This is a genomic window from Calothrix sp. CCY 0018, from assembly GCF_963920925.1.
In the GTDB taxonomy this organism is placed as follows: Bacteria; Cyanobacteriota; Cyanobacteriia; order Cyanobacteriales; family Nostocaceae; genus Rivularia.
Genome location: NZ_CAWUDI010000064.1, coordinates 19,183 through 42,942, shown reverse-complemented (window position 1 = coordinate 42,942; position 23,760 = coordinate 19,183). Strand labels below are relative to the sequence as shown.

Here is a 23,760-nt window from a genome sequence, read left to right as displayed (position 1 = left end):
GGAAGCCTTCAACCTTCTTACCTCTTCCCTTCTCCTTTATAAGGAGAGGGGTGCCCGGAGGGCGGGGTGAGGTTTTATTTCCCTTCTTAAAATAAACACAAAAAAAGAGGCCGTCTCTGACCTCTTCAAAACTCCCTAAATAAATTATTTTTGGTTTATTTTGGTTTATTTTGAATTTATATTAATATCTACTTTAAACCAGTATTCATACCTTGCTTTCCGGTAGCTAATTCTACCTTCATAATTTGTCCACCCATTTTCTGAATACGTTGCTGTTCGCGAAACCAGTTTTCGTAAGGAACTAGTTTGGTGAAATAGGTATTTTGCAATTCGCGTTGAGTGCGAACTCTGGTTTGGCTGGGAACGCAAGCAGTAACTTTAAACATCCGCATGGGATTTAATCTCCTTATGGTAGTAGCTGAGAATTTTTTTATTAGAAGAATTACAGAATTAACTTAACTCTGAATTTCTTTATTATTTATTTCAAAAAAAGCAAATCTTTATTTGATTGTTGCGAGGCTGGAAATCAATCATCAATACCAGACAGCCAACACATATTATCTCAAATTTTGATTCAAATTCTGATTCAAATTCTAAAACAATAAGCGATCGGACTTTCTAGCACTCATAACTGATTTCCAGACCTTCATCATTAGTAGCACTTAAACAAATTCAAGCACTCCTAAAAATGCTACTAGCTTAAGCCAGAGCAAATGTAGTCGAAGTATACGCCCATTTCTTTACCAGCGTCAGGACCAACCAAGCTAGCGGTTACTTCCTTCATGGATTGGATAGCTTGTACGGTAGCACCAACAGGTACGCCCAAGGAATTGTAGGTTTCTTTCAAACCGTTCAATACGCGCTCATCCAAGATGGATGGATCTCCAGCCAACATAGCGTAGGTGGAATAACGTAGGTAGTAGTCCAAATCGCGGATACAAGCAGCGTAACGGCGAGTGGTGTACATGTTACCACCGGGACGGGTGATATCAGAGTACAACAAGGACTTAGCTACAGCTTCCTTAACGATTGCAGCAGCGTTAGCAGCAATTGTGGTAGCAGCACGTACTCTCAATTCACCAGTCTGGAAATAGCCTTTTAGCTTTTCCATAGCGCCGGTATCGAGGTACTTACCTTGAACGTCCGAAGAATTAATGACAGAAGTAATTGCGTCTTGCATTTTATTATTTCCTTATTTCCAAACTGTTTTACAACATTTGGGAGATGTTATAGGGTGTCGATAATTCGCCCTACTGCATCGCACCTACTAAATAGTCAAAGTAAGAACCAGCTTCGCCAGAGTCTTCAGCAGACATCATGCCGGTAGCAACGTTCTTCATAGCGCGAACGCCTTCAGCAACTGCATCAATAGGAGTTCCTAGAGACTTATACATTTCGCGAACGCCTACAATACCGATTTCTTCGATGGGTGTTACATCACCAGCAACGATTCCATAGGTAACTAAGCGTAGGTAATAATCCATGTCGCGCAAGCAGGTAGCAGTCATTTCTTGACCGTAAGCATTACCGCCAGGAGATACAACGTCAGGACGCTTTTGGAACAACTGATCGCCAGCTTGCTTAACGATGCGCTCGCGATTTTCGGTTAGCATTTGAGCAATCCGCAAACGGCGCTCGCCACCTGTAACAAAACCTTTGATTCTATCTAATTCGCCGGGGCTGAGGTAACGTGCCTCTGCATCAGCATTAACGATGGACTTTGTGACGATACTCATAAAAGGATTCCTCCAATACGAATGAAACCTGAGTTTATTTCAAAATGGTGTTTTATTAAAATCGATAACCGAGCTTTTTTACTTCGGAACTTCAAGTACATTCCGAGCCTGTTCAAGTAAACACCAGTACCCAAAGCAGAAAACTCAATCATCTACAGAAGTTATTCTCCAGCATTTTGTTGAGTATTTATAACTCTTTTTAACAGTTCGTAACATTAATTTTCATGTTCGGCTGTTTTGGTAGTTGGTAATAGGGGATTGGGCATTGGGTATTGGAGAGAGGGGGGAAGAGTGGGTAGAGGGGGTAGAGGGGGTAGAAATCATTCCTAACTCCTAACTCCTAACTCCTAACTCCTAACTCCTAACTCCTAACTCTTCCCTATGCCCAATTTCTTACCTTTAACCTTTAACCTTTGACCTCAAAATCTACCGATCGCCATAACGTCCGGTGAGTACGGAAGGAGACATACTAGACCAAGACTGCTTCACTAAGTCGGCTGCGGCTTTAACGCTACCGATGTAGTTTCCTGCTGGTAAAGATGGGAAGCGTGGGTAAGGTACTATGTCTTCCTCAAAGAATCGGGTATATTCTTCTGTCCCTACCATTGTTTCTACAGCAGCTTTTAAACCACCGTCAGCTAACAGCTTGTTGTACTGACGAATTTCGGCTTGTGTGGCTGGTGCGCGTCCCAAGATGTGACGGAATAGGAATTCAATCACTTTGGTGTTGGGATATGGCGTATAGAAGCGCTTACGGTAAATTTCGGAACTCGCTAAGGTACGAACAAATTCGCGGACGGTAATTTCACCGTTTCGCAGCTTACTATCCAAGTCGCTACGGCGGAAGTATGAAGGAATTTGACCGCTAAATACATCCATTACCTGAACGTAAATTGCATCAATTACCTGTTGCTTCTCGGCTTGGTTGCCCATAGCTGTCATGCGGAAAATCCGTGACGGCTTGCGACGAGTTGTTCCCACACCTACTTCTACCGACTGTCCTCTACCATCGTTAAAGGAACGTCCCAACTGGATAAACAGCGGTCTGCTCTTGTCGATTTGGCGAGCTTGGGCAGCCATATCTGCGATTGCTTTGCCCATCATTGGCATTTGAGCAGCCTGCATCTTGGATTTAACTGGCTCGAAACTAGGAACAACAATGTCCTTGGTTTGCTTGGTAAGTCGGTTGTACAAGGTTTGGCTGTTGGGGAAGTTCGCCGCTGGTAAGGTTTGGTAGAGATTGTAAGGTACGGTGTCCTCACCAAATGCTTCGGTGTAATCATTGCTGTTCACCATCGCATTGATGAAAGCACGCAATCCTTGAGTAGCAAGTATTTGGTTATACTTTCTTAATTCTTGCTGATCTAAAGGTGCGCGTCCCAAGAAGTGCTTGGTTCCTAGCTCAATTACCTTGGTGTTGGGATAAGGAGTATAGAATTCTTTTTGGTATAGCTTAGAACAACCTAACCCTTCAATGAATTCTTTAACGTTGATTTCGTTATTACCCAATCTGCTTTCTAGATTCTTGAATTCGCTAGCAGAAGCAATGTAAGGTTCAATATCGCGCTCGAAAATTTGACGATAAGCAGCTCTGATAACAGTTTGAACAGCAACTTTATTGCTGGTATTTGCTACCAACTTAAAGATTTTACGCTGTTCACGTTGCTTGCTAACGCCTTGGTTAATTCGAGACTGGATATCTGGTTCGGTACGGTTTTGGGTAACGCTACCAAGTTCGACAAACATTGGTGCTTCTTGTTTCTCAACCTGAGTACCAACATCTTCGCGGATGCTACCTGTACGCAGTTGTCGTAAAGCCACACCTTGAGGAGTCAAATAACGCTCGTAAGGAACGGTATCTTCACCAAAGGCTTCAACGTACTCTGGGCTATCAATGAAGGTGTCTACCAATGCGTAGAAACCTTTCTTGGCACAGATATCGAAGTACTTGTTATTTTCCTGACGACCGTAGGTAGGACGACCCAACAAGCGACGGTGAATGTATTCTACTGCTTTACAAACGTAGAGCGATGTCCAATACATTTTGCGGAATAAATCCGACTTCGCCAACATCCGGATAAATTCGCGGATGGTAATTTCACCGTTTTCTAATTTGATTTCTGCAACTTTTAAACGCTGTCCTTCGTAAACGTCGCGACCAAATACTTGTAGATAAGCAGCTTTAATTACCGCTTGAGTGGAACTTTCGGAATACTTAACGCTTGCGCCCTTACCAGTTCCTCTGCTCAAAGTGCTGGGAACTTGGTCTAAACGAAAAACTTTTGGACCTAAAGTACCGGGGAATGCACCGCGAGCTTTGGGATTGCTGTTTTGGTTGTTAATTCCAGGCCCTTGGTGAATCAAGATACGCTTTGTATCCTTACTGAAAGGCGCGGGACGGCTGCTAGGATTCCTGGTTTCTTTATTAAAGATTGCGCCGAACTGAATTTCTAAGGGGTCATTACCGGAACCATAAACGTGCTGGTCTGGTAGCGGTTGATTATAAGCAGCAAAAGTTGTGACAAACTGCGGAACCTTGCGGAAAGGCGCACTGTATCTCAATAAATCTTGCTGAGGTCCCCAGTTACGACATTCTTGAGCTTCTTGACCCAAACCTCTGAGATAAGGTACGGTTTCTTCTCCAAAATAATCGGCGTATTCGTTAGAATCCACCAAGGCATCAATCAAAGCTGCTTGACCACCTCTGGAGATAATATCAAAGTATTTTTGTACTTCTTCGCGGCTACTCGGCCCCCGTCCCAAAAAGTGACGGAAAGCAAGTTCTAGAGCGCGGCTATTAATAAAGGGTTCATAAAATTGTTTGCGATATAAAGGAGATTTACCCAGACGACGGACAAACTCCTTCATCGAGATATCGCCATTTTTGACCTGAGATTCCAGGTAAGATATCGACTGAGAATAAGCACGGGTAATATCGCGCTCAAAAATTTGTCGATAAGCCGCTTTCACGACCATATCTTTTTCCATTCCTGACAAACCGGGCTTGATGACAAACTTAGGTCTTCTTTCTGCCGCATTAAAGTAAATTTGCGGTAATTCCAAACCTTGTTGGTCGCCACTTGGTCGCTGACGTTTCTTAGTAGAAGGGGTGGCTGTTTTGAATTCGTTAACCAAAACATCCATGTACTGAGTCACAATCGCTGTGGCTTCAGGATCTTTACGGAAATAGGAAATTGAAGCAATTCTGATTTCTTGCAAAGCCACAATTGTTGCTTCACCAGAACAAGCTCTTTCAATAATTTCTCTTAATCCCCGCACGTTGACGGAAATAATATTCGGGTCGCCAGCTACGATCGCATAAGTAGCGTAACGTAAGAACCACGACAAGTCCCGCAAACTTTTAGACATATTGCTCGGACCGTAACGAGCAACGTTAATCGGTCTGAATCCAGGAGGAATAGGACCGCTAGGAGAAGAATTAAAAATGCTTCGTAGATTTTCTAAGAATCCGCCTTTCGATTCTACGTAGGTGACGGTACCTAATTCCATACTTCTTCTCATGTCCGGAGCTTCTTCACCGGCGATCGCCATAGCCATTTCTGGTTCAGCCTCTCTTGGTTTCTCCAAGAAAGACATCGGCGAACCACCCACAAAAATCCGATTTGCAGCGCGAGAAACAATAATTTCGGAATTGTCAGTCAAAGTCTGAGCAATATCCAAACGCTTCTGACCTGAAGCAAAATAACTTTCTAATTCCTTTAACTCACCATTTCCCAAAAAGCGGTCTTGCTGTTCCGCTTGGGTAATAGTTGATAAAGCTAGAGTTTGATATAGTTGCGGACGTGCAACCGAGCTTCCACCACTTGCCTTTACACTCATGTGATTTCTTAAACTCCTATCTGATATAAGCGCGTGTGCGTATATTGGATTGCCTTTAGGCTTCAAGGAGCGGTGTGTTTTTACGTTAACCGTGTTGCCTTCAAGACTCCCAAAAATTTTAACCCACTAGCTTTTAGATTAGAATGTTTTGAGTTTGAACGGGGTGTTTGTTAAGAAGTATGTCGAAATCACATTAATAAAGTTGGGCATGGGGATCGGGCATAGGGGATCGTGTAGAGACGTAGCACTGCTACGTCTCCGTGTATTTAGGGTAATACCGATAATTCGGTGAAAGGTTATTGCGATGATTTTTCGATTGCGTTCATATCTGGTGGGGGTTGTAAACTCCAATCAGCTGGCTGGCGGTTGAAACCGCTGCTACACAAGCAAAACCCACCTGCGTAGGTTATAGATAGTACGACTTATCTTTGTTCACATAAGCATTATCAATAAATACAGGCACGCAATCACTAACATTAATCTCCGCTGCTAATTCAACATCCAATTCAAAACCTCTTGCAATCAATTCTTTCCCCGAACTAAATTTTTTCAAAGTACCCAATAAATCATTTTTAAAACTATTAAATACAGCAACAGCAGTTTCAGCTTCTGGTGATAAACTTCCAAATAAATAACTTAAGATTGCTCCAGCACCAATTAAATCTTCTAAAGCAACACGTAAAGAACCATCTTCCCATTTTTCACCCGCCGGAATTACAGCAATTTTAGAACCATATTTTTGAGCAAATCTGGCTACAGGTTCGCAGTTTCGCAAGCACCCAGCTAAAGTTGCTTTGTTCCCGGTAAGCAATGTTAAAGAAGAACCGTTTGGTGAAGGTAAAACAAGTTTAGTCCCGGTAGAAATTTTAGTTAAGGATTGAGGAGAAAGTGAATAACCAGTAGTCGAAGTTCGATTTGTTGCTAATTCTGCTTTGATAGATTTTGCATAATCCATTGCTGAACTGTCTTTCCACTGGTACGGAAAGATAATAGCGCCGTTATTAGTAGCAATTTCGACAGCGGTTGAGAAAGATAAAATATCGACTATTATTACCACATCGCTGATGGATGCGAGTTGATTGATTCCCTGGTGTCCCCATTCGCAGCGTAAATCGAATTCTAATTGATTGAAAATCATCAGAAACCTAACCCCTAACCCCTTCCCTGCTAGGGAAGGGGGACAAGAAAACAAGTTTTTTTTAAGCCTCTCTCCGCATCCGGAGAGAGGTTTGGAGAGAGAAGCGCGTTGCGGGGGTTCCCCCCGTTGTAGCCACTTCGGAGAGAGGTTAGAAATTAACTTCCAACAGCTTCCAAACGAATCAATTTCCCATTATCTTCATCCGTCAGTATGTATAATTTCCCATCGGGGGCGACTTTTACGTCTCTTACCCGCTCGCCTATCTCAATAGATTTTTCGCCAACAATATTACCTTTTCCATCCAAATCTATATGACGCACATCTTGAGAAACTAAACCACCCGCAAATAAATCGCCGTTGTAAAACGCTAGCCCTGAAGGTGCGATCGATGGTGTCCAAACGAGCTTGGGGTCTACCATTCCAGGACGAGAGCGTTCTTGAGAAATTTCTCCTCCGCTGTATTCTCTACTGTACGTAACAACTGGCCAGCCATAATTTTTCCCTGCTTCTTCAAGGTTGACTTCATCACCACCTTTTGAGCCATGTTCGGTTGACCAAACTCTTTTATTCTCAGCGTCGAAGGTCATTCCTTGTATATTGCGATGCCCGTAATTCCATATAGCAGGATTGGCATTTTCTGTTCCAACGAAGGGATTATCTTTAGGAATCGAACCATCGTCATTGAATCGCACAATTTTACCAAGTTGACTGTTAAGTTTTTGAGCTTGTTTGCGGGGGTATTCGCCGTCAATTTTCAGTGGTGGATTTCCACCGTCACCGATCGCTAGCAACATTGTATTATCTGGTAGCCAAACGATACGGGAACCAAAATGCTGGGTACCTGATTTAGTTGGGGATACTTCAAAAATTACTTCTAAATCTTGTAATGCTTTACCGTCAAATTTGGCTCTTGCAATTCGGGTGCGGTTTTCTTGTGCGTTACCGTGGGAATAACTTAGATAAATCAAGCGATTTTCGGCAAATTTTGGGTGAAGCGAAACCTCCATCAAGCCACCTTGCCCAGCCGCGAATATTTCGGGAAGTCCAGTTATAGGAGTTTTTTCGAGTTGCCCATTACGGATGATTCGCAATCTACCGGGGCGTTCGGTAATTAACATTTCTCCGTTTGGTAGCCATGCCATACTCCACGGATGTTCTAAGCCTTCTAATATTGTTGTTGTCTTGAAATTATTACTTTTCGGAACATCACCCGAAGGTGGGATTCCATAGTTTGATTCGGAACCTATTGCTGATGAAGCATTTAAGGGATTTTGGGCTGAGGAACATCCAGCAACGATAAAGGCGATCGCTATACCGGATAAAATTCTCTTTGATAAATATGACATTTTCAGGTCAAGGGTTAGAGGTTAAAGGTCAAAGGTTGAAATGAATATTTTTATTGTGACGCTTAAAAGTGACATGATAATGTCAGAAATTTACTAATTAATAATTCTACAACTCTTGTGGGGTCGGCATCCTGCCCGCCCGCTAATTATTTCCATCAATATTAAATCCATTTAGGCTTTTGCTCTGTATATAGATAAAGCTCGATTCGGATGGATATCAAAATGAAGAATTTCTTTACTAAAACTAAAACGATTAAAGTCTTAACTTTGGCTGCTACTGCGGGTATTGTTACTACCTTAGCAGCTTGTAGCAGTCCAGGTAGCGATAACAATACGAAGGGCGTTAACGAAGTCAAAACAGAGGAAGTTGCAACTGCATCATCGGCAACTCAACCATTAGCGCAACAGTTACAGGGTAAGCCGGTGGTTGTAGATATTTATGCAGATTGGTGTTCTGGATGTAAGAAAATCAAGCCGACTTTGGAAACTTTGAAGAAAGAGTACGGCTCTAAAGCTAATTTTGTGGTTTTTAATGTTACGGATAAAAGTACAACTGAAGCATCTGAAGCTAAAGCTAAGAGTTAGGTTTGGAAGATGTATTTGCAAAATATAAAGCGAAAACCGCTACCGTTGCTGTGATGAATCCGGGAACGGGTGAAGTTGTGAAGTTATTTCAAAAAAATCCCAATAAAGGCGATTATGTTGCGGCATTAGATACGACTACGCAGCAGATTAATAATTAACTATTTAATTTTAAAAAACCGTTTTTAATAAATCAAATTTGGCATCTAATTTGTATAACAATTGAATCAATCATCAAATAAAAAAGTGGGTCAAATTAGATATAGAACCTCACCCTCAGCCCCTCTCCTTAGTAAGAAGAGGGAAGCCGGAGGTAAGGTAAGGATTTAGTAGATTAATTATGCAACCCTCAGAATTACCATCAAACTGGGAAGCTTTGATAACAGGTTATGTTTTGAGCGATTTAACCCCAGAAGAAGCAGCTTTAGTTAAACAATATTTAGAAACTTATCCAGAATTAGCCTCTGAAGTCGAAAGCTTACAAGCAACCTTAGCGCTGTTTCCCCTATCATTACCCGAAACCAAACCATCAGAAAGATTGCGATCGCAAATTCTCCAAGCAGCAGCAACCGACTTAAAACAAACCGAATCTCCCCCCCTCTCCCCATCTCCCCCTCTCCCCGTCTCCCCCAAACCCTGGTTAAAAATAGCCGGAGTAACAGCATTAGGATTAATTGCGAGTTTGGGATTTTTCAACTATCGACTGCATCAAAAACTTGCAACAGCAGAAACTGATTTATCAAACTACCGTTTACAAGCCGAATTATCCAAAACACAGCAAGAATTATCTCGCTATCAAGAAGCTTTATCCGTACTAAAACAACCAAATAATCGTTTATTAGCACTAAAAAGTATTACTCCCGATATTTCCTCTTCCGGTAGTTTGGTAATTGCACCGAATTCAGAAGCCGCAATATTAACTTTAAAAAATCTACCCGATTTACCAGAAGATAAAGTCTATCGCTTGTGGGCTTTTGTTGATGGCAAAAAAATTAAATGCGCGAAATTCAATCCGGATTCTCAAGGTAAAGTCTTGCTGAAAATTCCTTTGCAAAAGTGGGGAAGTACCACCGAAGTTTTTATTTCCATCGAACCAAAAGATGGTTTAGATTTACCTGTGGGAGAAACTGTAATCAAAGGTTCGAGAGCGATTTAAAAAAAGGGAACAGAGCTAGATTAGCACTATTATCAACACGACTGGGATTGCAAATCCCAGTCTAATAGCAAAAGTCATATAAATATGACTGGGTAAACGTCTAAATATTTTTTACAAAAAAGCTGAAATATCTCAAATTTTAAATTTTTTTGATTTTATTATATATTTTTAGTCCTATTCATAGGACTTTTGCTATTAGCCAGGGGTTTGCAACCCCTGGTGGATTAAAACGAAGCAAAATTATTTTTGATTAAATCCCCGTTCCCTATTCCTTAAGTTAACTTTACTCAAAACAAAATCTAATATATGATGCGGGGAAAAGTAATATTTATAACAATTTCCCATAATGAATAATTCTTCTCCACAAAGAACTGTTACTTCTCAGAGAGAACAATTAAACTTCACAACTAAATTAGCTTATGGTGCTGGAGAGTTAGGAGGAGCAATTCCGAATAATATATTGGTATTTTTTGTACTATTTTTCTTTACTAATGTTGCCGGATTGAATGCGAGTTTAGCTGGTAGCATCATCTTAGTTGGTAAAGCTTGGGATGCATTTAATGATCCTTTAATTGGCTGGTTGAGCGATAAAACTCGTTCTCCTTTGGGTAGACGTTATCCTTGGATGCTTATTGGTGCGATTCCTCTAGCTATATCTTTTTTCTTGCTTTGGTTTATTCCACCGACTGCAAACCAATGGCAACTCTTCGCTTATTACACTATTCTTTTTATTATTTATTACGCTGCTGTTAGTGCAGTATGGGTTCCTTATTCTACGTTAGGAGCCGAGCTAACTCAAAGTTACAACGAGCGCACTAATTTAACTAGCTTTAAATCTTCTTTTGCAATTGGTGGCAGTATATTCGCTCTAATATTAGCTCAAGTTATTTTAGATATTGTTGAAGCTCCTCAAAGCTATTTATATTTAGGAGCAATCAGCGGTTTCATCTCACTTTTAGCGGTTTATCTATGTGTCTGGGGAACTTACAAACGCTATAAAATAATCCAAAATGAACGCGAAAAAATTCAGCAAGCACCTTCAGAACCGATTTTAAAACAAATTAAAATAGCTCTGAGCAACAAACCATTTCTTTACGTAATTGGGATTTATCTTTGTTCTTGGTTGGGAACCCAAGTCACGGCAGCGATATTACCTTATTACGTCGTAGATTGGATGAAATTACCCAAAATTCACTTCACGCAAATGGCTTTAGCAGTGCAAGGAACAGCATTAATTCTCATGCCTTTCTGGAGTTTTATGGGACAAAAATTTGGTAAAAAAGCTATTTATTGTATGGGTATTCCTGGAACAATTATCGCTCAAGCCGGATTTTTCTTTCTTCAACCAGGGCAAACTATATTAATGTATATTTTGGCAGTTATGGCAGGAATTGGTATTTCTGTTGCTTATATTGCACCTTGGGCAATGTTACCGGATGTAGTAGATTTAGATGAACTAAATACCGGACAACGTAGAGAAGGAATTTTTTACGGATTCGTAGTACAACTACAAAAATTTGGTATTGCAGCAGCCTTATTTTTAGTTGGTAAAACATTAGATTGGTCGGGATTAATTCCTACAGTTGCATCTCAAGCACCTCCCGTACAGCCAGATTCCGCATTGTGGGCAATTCGTTTAATAATTGGTCCTCTGCCAACCTTAATTTTAATTATTGGTTTAGTTATCGCTTATTTCTATCCAATTACTCAAGCCAAGCATGAAGAAATTGTTTTGAAACTAAAAGAAAGCAGGGAGTAGGGCATTGGTAATTTGGCTTTGGAAATTTAAAGGATGTTGCTAACGTTCTTTATCTGGCGACTATAAGTCGCGGCTACACAAGCAAAACCCGCCTGCGCGGGTTAAAATTTATTAGTTAGTCCACAAAGGTGGACTTTGCCTGTGTAGTCCTGCTAACCAATCATACGTATCGTTAAAAATAATTCTTATGTTCTCTTTTAGTTCATGCATTATTTTTAGGTTTGGAGATACTTGTTTAACTTCAGAAAGTTTTGTCTTCTGTTCTTCATTTAAATCTAATTCATTCTTTAGTAAAGCATATTTAGTTTTTTTCAATCCATTAAAAATTTTTTCATATTCATCTTTATCGGATTTTGATTTAGATTTTTTGATTAAATCTTCTAATTTTCGTTTTTCTAATTTTATAGTCTTATCTAATTCTTGATTTATTTGTGTCATTACATGAAATCTATCTGCAACAACTTGTGCATTTGGCATTAGTTCATGAACTAGATTTTTATAACCTCGCCATAAGTCTATACTTACTTCCTCTACTTTATCTAAAATTTCTTTTCCCCATGAATTAAGTACTTTTATGATTATTTATTGTGTTCTTCCTTGTAAAATTGCAAGTAATTCAGACTTGTCTAAATCTACCAATACAGCACAGTAGTTCCCTTTACCTTTAACTAAAGCTATTTCGTTAATACCAAGTGTTTTTAGATATGAAGGCTTTCTAATTGTTGCATTATTTGAAGCATCTTTGAGCATTCTTTCTATTTCTCTAGTAGTCACAATACCCTTTTCTGCAACACTATGAATATCTGAATCTAATACTTCTTTTCTTATTTTATTGCCAAGCCTTTTAGTATATTTTCTTCTTGTTTCTACAAAATGTAAGTATAGGCGTAAAAGGTTTTTGGCATTTTTGACATTTAAACTGTCGTTTATTTATTTCTAGAAATACTTGTTGCTCTCCTAGAGGTAAATCTTTAATTATAGATTTATGATTTTGATGTAAATGATGACTCTTTTTTCCACAACGGGGACAGATACTTTCATTATTAATTGATTCGATTTGTAATATTATTCCAACACCTTTGTATTGATGATGTGAGATAACTTTTATTCCTGACAAATCCAGTAGTTGTGTTAATATTTTAATATCTTTTTTTGAAGTCATTATAGTAAGATATACCCGATTTTATAACTTTATTTTCTAACTAGTAACACAAAGCTAGTTACTTTTAAATTTTTAGTAATTATTTGATATACTTATTTATATTTAAGAATTGAACTATGATTCGTTAGCGAAGCGGCATATAGCGTAGCGGCGTTGAGGCGGGCTATGAGTATTTAGGGTTTTTATGAGTTAATTGTAAGCCCGTCTCAACGCAATTGAATCAAGCGCAGCGATAGTTCAATTCGCCGCTCCAACGAGTCAATTTGCGCTATTTAATCTTTATGTTCACTTTTTTTAATGTATTTTTAGCATACTAAGTGTTGAAGAACCATATTTATTATGATTGAAATTGTTATTTACTCCTAACAAATGGGCATATTGATTAATAGAGGTGAACTTCAAAACTAAGGTTAATCAATATGTCAGAAGCAAATTTAACTATTACTCTTCCTGGCTACCGTATCGTGGAGCAACTTTACCGTAGTTCTAGGATAGTGGTATATCGGGCTTTTCAAGAGATATCCGGGAAAAAACCGCGTCCGGTGGTGGTTAAACTGTTGCGGCAAGATTATCCCAGTTTCAGCGAACTTTTGCAATTTCGCAATCAGTACACCATTGCTAAAAAATTAGATATTCCCGGAATTATTCGTCCTTATGCTCTTGAATCTTACCATAATAGCTATGCTTTGATAATGGAAGATTTTGGGGGGATTTCACTGCGTGAGTATATGAAGAGAGGACATATCGCATCTCTACTAGATATATTATCAATTGCGTTGCCAATTACCAATATTCTTCATCATCTCTACCACAACCGCGTCATACACAAAGATATAAAACCCGAAAATATCCTCATTAATCCAGAAACAAAACAAGTTAAACTTATTGACTTTGGTATCGCTTCATTACTTCCGAAAGAAACCCAAGAAATCAAAAATATTAATGCTTTACAAGGAACCCTCGCTTATCTTTCACCCGAACAAACTGGAAGAATGAACCGAGGAATTGACTACCGCAGCGATTTCTATTCTTTAGGAGTAACATTTTATGAATTGCTCACCGGACAATTACCATTTATCTCTGACGACCCGATGGAGTTGGTGCATTGTCATATTGCGAAAACGCCTCCTTCTATTAATAGTGCATATAGCCAGGTGATTTCCGATATTGTAATGAAATTAATGGCGAAGAATGCTGAAGATAGATATCAAAGTGCGTTGGGATTAAAGTCTGATTTAGAAATTTGTTTAAAACAGCTTCAGGATACAGGTAAAATAGAATATTTTGAAATTGCTAAACGAGATATTTGTGACAGATTTATTATTCCCGACAAACTCTATGGGCGAGAAGCAGAAGTTCAAACACTATTAGCAGCATTTGAGCGGGTTGCTGGCACTGATTCTCGTTCAAAGCCTAGTAACGAGGAAAACATTCCGAAAGCGGAATTAATACTGGTAGCAGGTTTTTCTGGTATCGGTAAAACTGCTGTAGTTAACGAAATTCATAAACCGATTGTTAAGCAACGCGGTTATTTTATTAAAGGAAAATTTGACCAGTTTAACCGTAATAGTCCCTATTATGCTTTTGTGCAAGCATTTCGGGATTTAATGGGACAATTGTTGAGTGAAAGTGATATTCAATTGTCAAGTTTTAAACATAAAATTTTACAAGCTTTAGGTGATAGCGCACAGGTTATTGTTGAAGTTGTCCCCGAACTCGAACAAATTATTGGCCAACAGCCTCCCGTACCAGAATTATGGGGTATTGCGAACCAAAATAGATTTAATTTATTATTTCAAAAATTTATTCAAGTATTTACTACCAAAGACCATCCTTTAGTAATATTTTTAGATGACTTGCAGTGGGCTGATTCGGCATCTTTGAAATTGATGCAATTTTTGATGAGCGAGTCACAAAGCAGATATTTATTATTAATTGGTGCTTACCGGGATAACGAAGTTTCTGTGGCTCATCCTTTGATGTTAACTTTGGAAGAAATTGCCTCTTCTGAAACTATAATTAACACAATTACATTAGCATCACTGAGTACAAAAAGCTTAAATCAACTGATTGCCGATACTCTTAATTCTTCACCCCTCATAGCACAACCACTGACGCAATTGGTTTATCAAAAAACTAAGGGTAATCCATTTTTTAGTACGCAATTTTTGAAAGCACTGTATGAAGATGGGTTGATAAAATTTGATATAACTCAATCTTCCCTTACTAAGGGCGAAGGAGTATGGGAATGCGATATTGCCAAGGTAAGGGCAAAGGCATTAGCACTTACTGATAATATTGTTGATTTTATGGCGTTGCAGTTGCAAAAATTGCCGGAAGAAACACAGGATGTGTTGAAACTAGGGGCTTGTATTGGTAATCAATTTGATTTGACAACATTGGCAATAGTTTGTCAAAAGTCGGAAACTGAAACTGCCCAGTCTTTGTGGAAAGCTTTACAATTCGGTTTGATTTTACCGAGTAGTGAAGTTTACAAGTTTTATCTTGATCGGGAAACACAAGATACATTGCTGAGCGAGCAAATCGTAAACTATAAATTTTTACATGACAGGGTTCAACAAGCGGCTTATTCATTGATTCCCGACAACCAAAAACAAACAACTCATTACTACATTGGACAACTGTTGTTGCAACAGATTTCTCCCTCAGCAAGAGAAGACAGCATTTTTGAACTAGTCAATCAATTAAACTATGGAACTGCTTTAATTACCGAACAAAAAGAACGGGATCAATTAGCCCAACTCAATCTCATTGCTTGTAGCAAAGCTAAAAGTGCTAATGCATATCAAGCAGGGCACTCCTATGCCAAAATCGGATTATCTTTGTTGGGAGAAAATGCTTGGGAAAGGCAATATGAAATAAACCTTGCTTTGTATGAACTAGCAGCTGAATTGGCAATGCTTAATGGTGACTTTGAGGAAATGGAACAATTAATTGATATTGTCATCAAACAAGCACATTCTTTGCTAGAACAGGTAAATGTGTATCGAATTAGAATTCAATCTAATGTCTGCCAAAATCAACTAACTTCAGCCATTACCATTGCCCAACAACTTTTACAACAATTGGGTGTCACCTTTCCAAAAACACCGTCACAGAAGGATATTCAACAAGCAATTGCTGAGATTAGCAAACTGATTGGAGACAGAAAAATTGAAGACTTAGTTCAACTGCCTCAGATGACGAATGCAGAAAAAATCGCCATTATTCAGATTGCCAATAGCATCATACCAGTGGCTTACGTTTGCGATTCTCCACTGTTTCCATTGCTGATTTCCTTATCAGTCAAGCTGTCCATTCAATATGGGAACACATCCGCTTCAGCCTTTGCTTATGCCTGTTATGGTAGCATCGCTTGTAATATGACACTGGATGTGAATACAGGAGTACAGTTTGGTCAGTTAGCGCTCCAGATCGTCTCCCAACTAAATGCTAAAGCTTTCAAGCCAGAGGTAATCAACGCCGCCGCGTTATTTACCTTACACCGCAAATCTCACACAAAAAAAATGCTACCGCTTTTAGAAGAAAGCTATACAAATGCCTTAGAAGTGGGAAATCACGAGATGGCAGGATATAGTGCACAGATTTTTTGTTTCAATTCTTTTTGGTGTGGTCAACCCCTTATCACCCTCAAGCGCAAGGTAAGTGATTATTGTAGTGGCTTGGTGGAATTGAATCAATTGACAGTAGCAAATTACTGTCAAATTTATTGGCAATCAATTTTAAATTTGATAGGAGATGGGGAGGATTTTAGTTTGTTGTCTGGGGAAGCTCTAGCCCTCCCAGAGTCTGAATTTCTATCACTGCTCAAAGCTGCCCATGACTTGTATGGGTTGTCTTTCTTCTATTTGTGCAAGTTGATGCTTTGTTACCTCCAAGGAGAGATTGAATCTGCTCAAAACCATGCAGATGAACTCAGAAATTATTTAATGGGTGCTGCTGGAACTGTTTGCGAACCCGCGTTTTATTTCTATGATTCTTTGACTGCTCTAGCCACTTTGACGCAATCTCCCAAGACACCAGAGATATTGCAAAGAGTGGAAGAAAATCAAATGCGGTTACAACAACAATGGGCGGATTATGCTCCCATGAATCACCAACATAAGGTTGATTTGGTAGAAGCAGAAAAAGCACGAGTTTTAGGGCAAAAAGCAGAAGCGATTGAGCTATACGAAAAGGCTATATCTGGAGCAAAAGCCAATGAGTACATTCAAGAAGAAGCCTTAGCTAACGAACTTGCAGCTAAATTCTTTGTTGAATGGTGTAAAGAAAAATTTGCAGCCGTGTATATGCTTCAAGCATACTATTGTTACGCCCGTTGGGGAGCCGAAGCTAAAACCGACGACTTAGAAAAACGCTATCCCCAATTACTCGCACCAATATTAAAAAACCAGGACAATCACCTTGGATTTAGTGAAACCCAGTTTCAAAGCTTTGATAAATCTTCTCTCAATCGAAATATCCAAACAACTCGTTCTAACACCACTCAAACCGAATCTCTCGATTTAGCCAGCATTTTTAAAGCCTCACAAGCGTTATCAAATGAAATTCAACTAGAACAATTAATTTCAAAGTTAATGCAAGTAGCGATGGAAAACGCAGGGGCGAAAAAAGCAGCTTTGGTGTTGCTTAAAGAAAATAACCTAATGCTCAAAGCAGTAGCTAATCTAAATGAAAATGTAACGCTGTTAAATTTACCATATCAAGACAGCAAAGACATCCCCACCACAATAGTTAACTATGTTAAACGTAGCTTCAAAATAGTTGTATTAGATGATGCCACAGCAGAAAACGATTTCATCGCCGACTCCTATGTAATGCAGCAAAAACCAAAAAGCCTGCTGTGTATGCCGATTTTAAATCAAGGAAAATTAATTGGCTTGCTGTATTTAGAAAATAACTTAACGATTGGTGCGTTTACACAAAATCGTGTAAACATCCTGAATTTGCTCACAACCCAAGCTGCAATTTCTTTGGAAAATGCTCAATTGTATCGCAAATTAGAAGAGCATTCCCATACTTTGGAGCAAAAAGTCGAACAACGCACCCAAGAAGTAACCCAAAAAGCAACTCAGCTAGAATCAGCCTTTAAAGAATTACAAAACACCCAAGCCCAATTGATTCAAGCCGAAAAAATGTCCGGTTTAGGACAACTTGTGGCTGGTATCGCCCATGAAATAAACAATCCCATTAGTTTTATTTACGGTAATCTCACCCCAGCAAACGAATACGTAGAATCATTAATTGACTTGATTAATTTATATCAAAATTCTCTTTCTCAAACTCCACCTGAAATTGAAGAAAAAATTGCCGATATCGAGCTAGATTTTATAATTGACGACTTACCAAAACTACTTGCTTCAATGAAAACAGGCGCACAACGCATCCGTGACATTGTTCTGTCATTGCGAAACTTCTCTCGCCTGGATGAAGCCGAAATGAAACTTGTAGACATTCATTCCGGGATTAATAGCACTCTTTTAATAAAGCAGCTTAAAATTAGCTCTAATAATAAATATCCAGAAATTGAAGTGATTAAAGAATACAATCAACTTCCCGATATTAATTGCTATGCTGCCCAAATAAATCAAGTCTTGATCAATATCATCGACAATGCCATTGATGCGTTACGTCAGAAACAGGAAAATGACTTAAACTTTGACAATCCAAAGATAACTATTAGTACCTCACCTAAAGATAATCAGAATATTCTTATTAGAATTGCCGATAATGGCGTTGGTATAAGTAAATCGATTTTAAATAAAATATTCGATCCATTTTTTACCACAAAACCAGTTGGAAACGGTACGGGTTTGGGATTATCAACTAGCTATTCTATTGTGGTAGAAAAACATGGAGGTAAATTAAGCTGCATTTCTACTCCGGGAGAGGGGACAGAGTTTGTAATTGAGTTACCCATTTGAAGTTGGCACATAAAACTTAGTGAATTAAAATGAAGCAAAATTATTTTTAATTTCATCCCCATTTCCCGTTGCCTGTTCCCTATTCCCTGTTATCTATTCCTTAAGTTGCTTTTGCAATTGGTGGAAGTATATTCGCTCTAATATTAGCTCAAGTTATTTTAGATATTGTTGAAGCTCCTCAAAGCTATTTATATTTAGGAGCAATCAGCGGTTTCATCTGACTTTTAGCGGTTTATTTATGTGTTTGGGGAACTTACAAGTACTATAAAATAATCCAAAATGAACGCGAAAAAATTCAGCAAGCACCTTCAGAACCGATTTTAAAACAAATTAAAATAGCTCTGAGCAACAAACCATTTCTTTACGTAATTGGGATTTATCTTTGTTCTTGGTTGGGAACCCAAGTAACGGCAGCGATATTACCTTATTAGGTCGTAGATTGGATGCAATTACCCAAAATTCACTTCACCCAAATGGCTTTAGCAGTGCAGGGAACAGCATTAATTCTCATGCCTTTCTGGAGTTTTATGGGACAAAAATTTGGTAAAAAAGCTATTTACTGTATGGGTATTCCTGGAACAATTATCGCTCAAGCCGGATTTTTCTTTCTTCAACCGGGACAAACTGTATTAATGTATATTTTGGCAGTAATGGCAGGAATTGGTATTTCTGTTGCTTATATTGCACCTTGGGCAATGTTACCGGATGTAGTAGATTTAGATGAACTAAATACCGGGCAACGTAGAGAAGGAATTTTTTACGGATTTGTAGTACAATTGCAAAAATTTGGTATTGCAGCAGCCTTATTTTTAGTTGGTAAAACATTAGATTGGTCGGGATTAATTCCTACAGTTGCCACTAAACTCCCGTACAGCCAGATTCCGCATTATGGGCAATTCGTTTAATAATTTGTCCCCTGCCAACTTTAATTTTAATTATTGATTTGGTTATAGCTTATTTTTATCCAATTACTCAAGCCAAGCATGAAGAAATTGTTTTGAAATTAAAAGAAAGGAGGGAATAGGGCATTGGGCATTAATAATAATGGTTCCAATTCGCGGTGGTAATATTATGGTTCTAATTAACCTGAGCTATATGACTTAATATGATTTGGCTGCGTACCAGAGTTTACAACGACATTTTATTGTTCGTGCCAAATTCAAGCCAGCCGTAAACGTTCAATATCTTTTATTGGTGGTGCGCCAAACATACGAGAATATTCGCGACTGAACTGAGAGGGGCTTTCATAACCTACTTGATAGGCTGCATTAGCTGCATCGGCATTTTCGGCAAGCATCAACCGACGTGCTTCCAATAGTCGCAATTGTTTTTGATATTGTAATGGACTCATAGACGTGACTTTCTTAAAATGACGATGAAAGGATGCCGGAGACATATTGGCTTGTTCAGCTAATTCCTCAACTCGGAATGATTTTGTAAAGTCATTATTGATACGTAAAATCATCGTAGTAACACGCTGCATATTGCTACCAGATGTAGTAATTTGGCGAACCGCTTCACTTTGTTCACTTACTAAAAGGCGATAATACATTTCGCGAATCAGCAGCGGTGCCAGAAATGGAATATCTTGTGGTGTATCCAGAAGCCTTGTCAAGCGGATAGCGCAATCAATCAGTGGGATATCAGCATCGCTCACGAACAAGCCTCTCATCGAGTCTTCTTTCTTACCCGTACTAAGTCGGATTTGGTTAATAATATCGCAAAGTTGGATGGGGTCTAGCTTTAACTTGAAGCCTAAGTAAGGTTTATCTGGTGTTGCTTCCACAACAAAAGCTCTGAGGGGCAAATCCACCGAGACTACTAGATATTGAGCTGTGCTGTACTGATAAGTCTCCTCTCCTAGCAACACTTCTTTTTTGCCCTGCACCATGATAGCAAGAGTGGGTTCAGTGACACCGCACATCCCCTTTGAGGCTTCCAATTCCCGCATAAATTCCAGCTGAGGGATAGCGGTTTTGTGAACACCGTTTCCCTTACCATCGGTATGCTGAGTTAATAATGCTGCTAGATCCTGACACAAATTCATAACTCCACTGAATCTCAGTCTTTCAGCCATTATGCAGTATTCCCATCCCATAGCCACATTTCTATACTAATCACAAAGAATATTTTGGTAAAACCCCATCTGAGAGAATTAGGCAATTATCTGCGAGGTTTGTGTATTAATAAACCTCCGTGTCACCGCTATGATGAACTCATCTAAAAACACGATGAAAGGATAAGGCAATGGTCGCAAAATACCACGTAAATCGCTTTGCTTAACAGACCAAGCCGAAAATAAGAGAAAAATATCTGTTTGATTGCGAGAAATAGCAAAGGAGGGTCATCATGTCAAATGCAAAAAATAAAGTCATTGCGATTACAGGAGCCAGTAGTGGTATCGGCGAAGCCAGTGCCAAGTTACTGGCTCAGAACGGCGCGAAAGTTGTTTTAGGGGCACGACGAACCCAAAAACTAGAAAATATTGTCGAAGCTATTCGTGTCCAAGGTGGTACAGCAGAATACAAAGCTTTGAATGTCACCGACCGCGAAGATATGAAAGCATTCATTCACTTTGCTAAAGACAAGTTTGGTCGTGTCGATGTAATTTTTAACAATGCAGGCGTAATGCCACTCTCGCCAATGAATGCCTTGAAGGTTGAAGAGTGGGACAAGATGATTGACGTAAATATTCATGGTGTATTGAACGGAATTGCCGCTGGTCTGCCGATTATGGAGGCACAGGGTGACGGTCAATTTATTAATACAGCATCAATCGGCGCACATCTTGTAGTTCCGACGGGTGCCGTTTATTGCGCTACAAAATATGCCGTTTGGGCAATTTCAGAAGGACTACGCCAAGAATCGCCGAATATTCGCGTTACCACCATTTCTCCGGGTGTTGTGGAGACGGAACTGGGTTCAGATATCACGGAAGCCTCTGCAAAAGAAGCTTTACAGGAATTTCGCAAAATTTCCCTCGCACCGGATGCGATTGCTAGAGCTATCCTATACGCGGTATCCCAACCCAATGATGTTGATGTAAATGAAATCATTGTCCGACCTACGACTAGCGCATTCTGAAGAGCATTAGTGCAGACCTTTATTGCAGTAAAGCAAAACTAAGAGCTTAGCTGTTCAACAGATAGATATCTCTGAATAACTTCGACAAACAAAAAAGGACATCATCATGATTAAACCATTTCATTTTCTAGCTGCTATAGCGCTTATTTTCACGGTCAGTTGTAGCGTTGTGGGGCAAACTTCTGTTGAAAATGGAACAACAGCGCAAAGTAAAAAGGTCATTGTCGAGGAGAGTTTTCAGCAATGGCAAAAGGGCACTGGCTCCCCTTTCGAGCTTTTGTCAGAAGATATGCGCTGGACGATTAGTGGCTTTAATAAATACGCAGGTACTTACACACGTAAACCTTTTGAAGAAAAGCTGATTAAACCGTTTACCAAGCGCATAGCCGCGCCCTTAAAGCCAACCCAGTGGAAGGTTTATCAAGACGGTGACGTTGTTATTATTCATTTTGATGCTGAGACGACTTTAATTAATGGGAAACAGTATAAGAACAGCTATGCCTGGTTTTTCACTTTCGAGAGTGAAGAAGTCACTTCAGTGACTGCATTCTTGGATATGCCAGCTTTTGAAAAAGTTCTGGAGATGAAACTTGAATAACACTGTTGATGGAAAATCCTACTTATTTGAACTAGCGGAAAAATTATGTTTCTAATCAGTAAATTTCATCCAAAATTAGCTGATGCAATAATGAAGGTTATAGTGTTGTTGGCGGCATTATACTTCCAGTCACGAAATATATGTCTTATATTTTCTCACCAATGAACGAGGAAAGCGCCCGAATCATTTTAAGTTGGCGTTATGATGAATCATTAGACTTTTATAATCCGAATCTTTCAGAAATTGAAGAAACCGTACAAGATTTTTTAAATCCTGAAAACGCCTACTACAGTATGTTCAATAATTGTAATGAACTTATTGCTTACTGTTGCTTTGGTACAGATGCAAGAGTCAAAGGTGGTAATTACAATATTGAAGCGTTAGATGTTGGATTTGGTATGCGTCCAAATTTAACCAGACGGGGAATTACTTTTCGGGTAATCAATGCTGTATATGATTTCGCTCAAAGTCATTTTTCAACAACTTTGTTTCGCGTTACCGTAGCTGAATTTAATCAGCAAGCAATAAGACTATATGAAAAAGCTGGTTTTAAGCAAGTTCATAAATTTCAACGAAAGCAAGATGGCATTTATTTTTTAGTTTTAACTTTAGAAATTATTTGATAATTGTTAATTGATTTACATTCCTCCCCTAGAACGAATAATTTGTCCGGTAATCCATTGTGATTGATCGGAAGCAAGAAATAACACTGTCTTTGCAGCATCTTCTGGTATCCCTACTCTTCCAAAAGGTGCTTTATTCTCAAGTTTTGAGCGGAATTCATCGCTCATCCAACCCGTATCTGTAGCACCTGGATCTACAGCATTAACGGTAATATTTTTACTAGCAAGACTTGCACTTAAACTTATCGTAAGCGCTTCTATTGCACCTTTTGTAATTGCATAAGGTAAACTTTCTGGCATCGGTGCTAAAGTTTGTCCGGAAGTAAGGTTAATAATTCTTCCTCCTTTTCTTCCATCATGTCGTTTGGCAAACTCAGCACATAATAACGTTGTACCGCGAACGTTTACGGCATAATGAGTATCAAGCAATTCAGGTGATAAAGCATAAATATCCGCTTGTTCATCATGAGCAGCGTTATTAATTAAAATATCTACATTTCCCAAAGTTTTCTCAATTTCATCAAACAGTTTTTTAGGAGTTTCAGCTTCAGCTAAATTAGCTTCAATTCCTGATGCATTAACTCCTTCTAACTTCAGCGATTCAATTATTTCTTCTGCTTCACTTGAGTTACTACCCCAAGGCATAAGTTCGTCAAAATGTCGATAATAAGTTGTAAAGACATTGGCACCTGATGCGGCTAAATAACGGGAAATAGCCGCACCAATCCCGATATTTCGACTAACACCAGTTACTAAAGCGACTTTCCCCGATAAATCGTAATTTATCATCA

General features: G+C 39.1%; 19 protein-coding genes and 1 pseudogene. 9 read left to right on the top strand and 11 right to left on the bottom strand.

Annotated elements, in window-relative coordinates; translation table 11 throughout:
- Positions 1 to 188 precede the first annotated feature (188 nt).
- The 6 genes from ACM03V_RS31105 to ACM03V_RS31080 all read right to left on the bottom strand — a co-directional run bounded on the left by ACM03V_RS31105 (position 189) and on the right by ACM03V_RS31080 (position 8,060).
- Entirely contained in the window at positions 189 to 392 is a 204-nt protein-coding gene (locus ACM03V_RS31105; protein WP_414624675.1) for a phycobilisome linker polypeptide, read from the bottom strand.
- A gap of 302 nt (positions 393 to 694) precedes the next feature.
- Positions 695 to 1,180, bottom strand: a complete 486-nt coding sequence (gene apcB, locus ACM03V_RS31100; RefSeq protein ID WP_096655630.1) for an allophycocyanin subunit beta — start codon at positions 1,178 to 1,180, stop codon at positions 695 to 697.
- Between the two features lie 70 nt (positions 1,181 to 1,250).
- Positions 1,251 to 1,736, bottom strand: a complete 486-nt coding sequence (gene apcA, locus ACM03V_RS31095; protein WP_414624674.1) for an allophycocyanin subunit alpha — start codon at positions 1,734 to 1,736, stop codon at positions 1,251 to 1,253.
- 426 nt (positions 1,737 to 2,162) lie between these two features.
- Positions 2,163 to 5,576, bottom strand: coding sequence for a phycobilisome rod-core linker polypeptide (locus ACM03V_RS31090; protein ID WP_414624673.1), 3,414 nt, complete (start codon positions 5,574 to 5,576; stop codon positions 2,163 to 2,165).
- A 406-nt stretch (positions 5,577 to 5,982) separates the two neighbouring features.
- Positions 5,983 to 6,714, bottom strand: a complete 732-nt coding sequence (locus ACM03V_RS31085; RefSeq protein ID WP_414624672.1) for a 2-phosphosulfolactate phosphatase — start codon at positions 6,712 to 6,714, stop codon at positions 5,983 to 5,985.
- Positions 6,715 to 6,869: 155 nt separating this feature from the next.
- Positions 6,870 to 8,060 (bottom strand): PQQ-dependent sugar dehydrogenase, encoded by a 1,191-nt coding sequence (locus ACM03V_RS31080; protein WP_414624671.1) that lies wholly within the window; start codon positions 8,058 to 8,060, stop codon positions 6,870 to 6,872.
- A 222-nt stretch (positions 8,061 to 8,282) separates the two neighbouring features.
- Here ACM03V_RS31080 and ACM03V_RS31075 point away from each other — a divergent pair, with 222 nt between their 5' ends.
- The 4 genes from ACM03V_RS31075 to ACM03V_RS31060 all read left to right on the top strand — a co-directional run bounded on the left by ACM03V_RS31075 (position 8,283) and on the right by ACM03V_RS31060 (position 11,557).
- The gene (locus ACM03V_RS31075; protein ID WP_414624670.1) at positions 8,283 to 8,645 is read left to right on the top strand and encodes a thioredoxin domain-containing protein; all 363 of its coding nucleotides are present in this window, start codon (positions 8,283 to 8,285) and stop codon (positions 8,643 to 8,645) included.
- A 2-nt stretch (positions 8,646 to 8,647) separates the two neighbouring features.
- Positions 8,648 to 8,803, top strand: a complete 156-nt coding sequence (locus tag ACM03V_RS31070; RefSeq protein ID WP_414624669.1) for a hypothetical protein — start codon at positions 8,648 to 8,650, stop codon at positions 8,801 to 8,803.
- A 179-nt stretch (positions 8,804 to 8,982) separates the two neighbouring features.
- Entirely contained in the window at positions 8,983 to 9,798 is an 816-nt protein-coding gene (locus tag ACM03V_RS31065) for an anti-sigma factor domain-containing protein (RefSeq protein ID WP_414624668.1), read from the top strand.
- A 346-nt stretch (positions 9,799 to 10,144) separates the two neighbouring features.
- Complete coding sequence (locus ACM03V_RS31060) at positions 10,145 to 11,557, top strand: MFS transporter (protein WP_414624667.1); 1,413 nt, start codon at positions 10,145 to 10,147, stop codon at positions 11,555 to 11,557.
- 111 nt (positions 11,558 to 11,668) lie between these two features.
- Here ACM03V_RS31060 and ACM03V_RS31055 read toward each other — a convergent pair whose 3' ends face one another.
- From ACM03V_RS31055 to ACM03V_RS31045, 3 genes are all read right to left on the bottom strand, one after another.
- Positions 11,669 to 12,076, bottom strand: a complete 408-nt coding sequence (locus ACM03V_RS31055; RefSeq protein ID WP_414624677.1) for an ISL3 family transposase — start codon at positions 12,074 to 12,076, stop codon at positions 11,669 to 11,671.
- 63 nt (positions 12,077 to 12,139) lie between these two features.
- Positions 12,140 to 12,331, bottom strand: coding sequence for a hypothetical protein (locus tag ACM03V_RS31050; protein ID WP_414624666.1), 192 nt, complete (start codon positions 12,329 to 12,331; stop codon positions 12,140 to 12,142).
- A gap of 70 nt (positions 12,332 to 12,401) precedes the next feature.
- Complete coding sequence (locus ACM03V_RS31045) at positions 12,402 to 12,719, bottom strand: transposase family protein (protein ID WP_414624665.1); 318 nt, start codon at positions 12,717 to 12,719, stop codon at positions 12,402 to 12,404.
- Between the two features lie 419 nt (positions 12,720 to 13,138).
- On the opposite strand from ACM03V_RS31045, the gene ACM03V_RS31040 reads away from it, so the two are divergent.
- Both ACM03V_RS31040 and ACM03V_RS31035 read left to right on the top strand, forming a co-directional pair.
- Positions 13,139 to 18,664 (top strand): AAA family ATPase, encoded by a 5,526-nt coding sequence (locus tag ACM03V_RS31040; RefSeq protein WP_414624664.1) that lies wholly within the window; start codon positions 13,139 to 13,141, stop codon positions 18,662 to 18,664.
- A gap of 269 nt (positions 18,665 to 18,933) precedes the next feature.
- Positions 18,934 to 19,569, top strand: a pseudogene (locus tag ACM03V_RS31035) (MFS transporter).
- A gap of 254 nt (positions 19,570 to 19,823) precedes the next feature.
- On the opposite strand, the gene ACM03V_RS31030 reads toward ACM03V_RS31035, so the two are convergent.
- Entirely contained in the window at positions 19,824 to 20,741 is a 918-nt protein-coding gene (locus ACM03V_RS31030; RefSeq protein ID WP_414624663.1) for an AraC family transcriptional regulator, read from the bottom strand.
- 272 nt (positions 20,742 to 21,013) lie between these two features.
- Here ACM03V_RS31030 and ACM03V_RS31025 point away from each other — a divergent pair, with 272 nt between their 5' ends.
- The 3 genes from ACM03V_RS31025 to ACM03V_RS31015 all read left to right on the top strand — a co-directional run bounded on the left by ACM03V_RS31025 (position 21,014) and on the right by ACM03V_RS31015 (position 22,969).
- On the top strand, positions 21,014 to 21,748 hold the full coding sequence (locus ACM03V_RS31025) for an SDR family oxidoreductase (RefSeq protein WP_414624662.1): 735 nt from the start codon (positions 21,014 to 21,016) through the stop codon (positions 21,746 to 21,748).
- Positions 21,749 to 21,854: 106 nt separating this feature from the next.
- On the top strand, positions 21,855 to 22,346 hold the full coding sequence (locus ACM03V_RS31020) for a nuclear transport factor 2 family protein (RefSeq protein WP_414624661.1): 492 nt from the start codon (positions 21,855 to 21,857) through the stop codon (positions 22,344 to 22,346).
- A gap of 140 nt (positions 22,347 to 22,486) precedes the next feature.
- Entirely contained in the window at positions 22,487 to 22,969 is a 483-nt protein-coding gene (locus tag ACM03V_RS31015) for a GNAT family N-acetyltransferase (RefSeq protein ID WP_414624660.1), read from the top strand.
- Positions 22,970 to 22,984: 15 nt separating this feature from the next.
- On the opposite strand, the gene ACM03V_RS31010 is transcribed toward ACM03V_RS31015, so the two are convergent.
- Positions 22,985 to 23,758, bottom strand: coding sequence for an SDR family oxidoreductase (locus ACM03V_RS31010; protein WP_414624659.1), 774 nt, complete (start codon positions 23,756 to 23,758; stop codon positions 22,985 to 22,987).
- Between the last annotated feature and the right edge of the window lie 2 nt (positions 23,759 to 23,760).

Bases quoted from the DNA above. Each gene is read 5' to 3' on its own strand.
- ACM03V_RS31060 (WP_414624667.1), top strand. From the start codon at position 10,145: ATGAATAATTCTTCTCCACAAAGAACTGTTACTTCTCAGAGAGAACAA.
- apcA (WP_414624674.1), bottom strand. From the start codon at position 1,736: ATGAGTATCGTCACAAAGTCCATCGTTAATGCTGATGCAGAGGCACGT.
- ACM03V_RS31080 (WP_414624671.1), bottom strand. From the start codon at position 8,060: ATGTCATATTTATCAAAGAGAATTTTATCCGGTATAGCGATCGCCTTT.
- apcB (WP_096655630.1), bottom strand. From the start codon at position 1,180: ATGCAAGACGCAATTACTTCTGTCATTAATTCTTCGGACGTTCAAGGT.
- ACM03V_RS31030 (WP_414624663.1), bottom strand. From the start codon at position 20,741: ATGGCTGAAAGACTGAGATTCAGTGGAGTTATGAATTTGTGTCAGGAT.
- ACM03V_RS31040 (WP_414624664.1), top strand. From the start codon at position 13,139: ATGTCAGAAGCAAATTTAACTATTACTCTTCCTGGCTACCGTATCGTG.
- ACM03V_RS31105 (WP_414624675.1), bottom strand. From the start codon at position 392: ATGCGGATGTTTAAAGTTACTGCTTGCGTTCCCAGCCAAACCAGAGTT.
- ACM03V_RS31075 (WP_414624670.1), top strand. From the start codon at position 8,283: ATGAAGAATTTCTTTACTAAAACTAAAACGATTAAAGTCTTAACTTTG.
- ACM03V_RS31065 (WP_414624668.1), top strand. From the start codon at position 8,983: ATGCAACCCTCAGAATTACCATCAAACTGGGAAGCTTTGATAACAGGT.
- ACM03V_RS31090 (WP_414624673.1), bottom strand. From the start codon at position 5,576: ATGAGTGTAAAGGCAAGTGGTGGAAGCTCGGTTGCACGTCCGCAACTA.
- ACM03V_RS31015 (WP_414624660.1), top strand. From the start codon at position 22,487: ATGTCTTATATTTTCTCACCAATGAACGAGGAAAGCGCCCGAATCATT.
- ACM03V_RS31020 (WP_414624661.1), top strand. From the start codon at position 21,855: ATGATTAAACCATTTCATTTTCTAGCTGCTATAGCGCTTATTTTCACG.
- ACM03V_RS31085 (WP_414624672.1), bottom strand. From the start codon at position 6,714: ATGATTTTCAATCAATTAGAATTCGATTTACGCTGCGAATGGGGACAC.
- ACM03V_RS31025 (WP_414624662.1), top strand. From the start codon at position 21,014: ATGTCAAATGCAAAAAATAAAGTCATTGCGATTACAGGAGCCAGTAGT.
- ACM03V_RS31045 (WP_414624665.1), bottom strand. From the start codon at position 12,719: ATGACTTCAAAAAAAGATATTAAAATATTAACACAACTACTGGATTTG.
- ACM03V_RS31010 (WP_414624659.1), bottom strand. From the start codon at position 23,758: ATGATAAATTACGATTTATCGGGGAAAGTCGCTTTAGTAACTGGTGTT.